Raw genomic sequence first — 1,318 nt, forward strand, 5'->3', positions numbered from 1 at the left:
CAGTAGTGTCCGGAGAAATCCCCGAAACGATTAATTAAACATTTAAATATCAATGATTTATAGCGGTTTTATTTTTTTTCGATTTGAATTTATAGTTTTGTGCATTACAAGCGTACAAGCTGTATATTTCGCTATGAATCAAGGAAAAACCGTATTTGCTCAATTGATGTCTCTCATTCCTGAGCATGAACTCAAAAAATGTATAAACAGATACAATGGTGATTTTCATTCTATCAAGTTCACTTGTCGTGATCAGTTCATGGTTATGAGTTTTGCTCAGTTTACGAACCGTTCTGGACTTAGGGACATTGAGGCTACTTTGACAGCTTTCTCTTCTAAACTGTATCATGCTGGACTGAAGCTGATGCCAAAGTCCACACTTGCAGAAATAAATGAAAAGAAAGACTGGAGGATCTATCAAGATTTTGCACAGGTTTTGATAAGTCAAGCCAAAGAATTGTATGCCAAAGATTATTTCCGGCTTGACTTGGACAATATGGTTTATGCTTTTGACAGCAGTACTATTGAGGTTTGTCTTCAACTCTGTCCATGGGCTCACTTTCATCATAAAAAAGGAGCTTTTAAGATGCATACCTTGCTTGATTTGAGAGGTTCTATTCCTACATTCGTTTACCTTACCGATGGAAAAGTTCACGACTCCCAGATTATGGATGATATACCTGTTGAAGCCGGTGCCTATTATCTTATGGATAAAGGATATGTAGATTTCGACCGTTTGTATAAACTCTTTCAGCAGCAAAACGCATTCTTTGTAACCAGAGCCAAAGATAATATGGTCTACGAAATCAAAGAAGAACGAGAAGTTGATACCGAAACAGGACTTATTAGCGATCAATCTATTTTGCTTACTGGGTACTATTCGTCTAAATACTATCCAGACGTGATGAGGATGGTTGTTTATGAGGACTTCAGAAAAGGAATTGTGTATAGATTCCTCTCCAATGATTTCTTGCTTCCAGCTATAACCATTGCAGAGCTTTATCGTCAGAGATGGGCTATAGAACTGTTTTTCAAATGGATAAAGCAGCATTTGCATATCAAAACATTCTTTGGCACATCTCAGAATGCAGTATATACACAAATATGGATTGCTATTTGCGATTACCTGCTGCTCATTATTGCTAAGAAAAAATTTCATTTGGAACAAAGTCTTTATATTATTTCTAATGCTGTAGGATTAGTTCTCTTTGAGAAAATACCTATAAGCAAGTTGTTTGAGCGTATTAAAAAATTAAATATTAATCAGGAGGATGAAAACCAGCTAACCATCTGGTAAGATTTCTCCGGACACTACTGA

At 36.1% G+C, this 1,318-nt stretch carries 1 protein-coding gene; it reads left to right on the top strand.

The features are described 5' to 3' along the window. Positions 1-133 precede the first annotated feature (133 nt). Complete coding sequence (locus D0T87_RS23545; protein WP_163178596.1) at positions 134-1,297, top strand: IS4 family transposase; 1,164 nt, start codon at positions 134-136, stop codon at positions 1,295-1,297. The last annotated feature ends 21 nt before the right edge of the window (positions 1,298-1,318 follow it).

The organism is Bacteroides sp. 51 (assembly GCF_010500965.1).
Taxonomy (GTDB): domain Bacteria; phylum Bacteroidota; class Bacteroidia; order Bacteroidales; family Bacteroidaceae; genus Bacteroides.

Coding starts and splice junctions, on each gene's coding strand:
- D0T87_RS23545 (WP_163178596.1), top strand. CDS start 134: ATGAATCAAGGAAAAACCGTATTTGCTCAATTGATGTCTCTCATTCCT.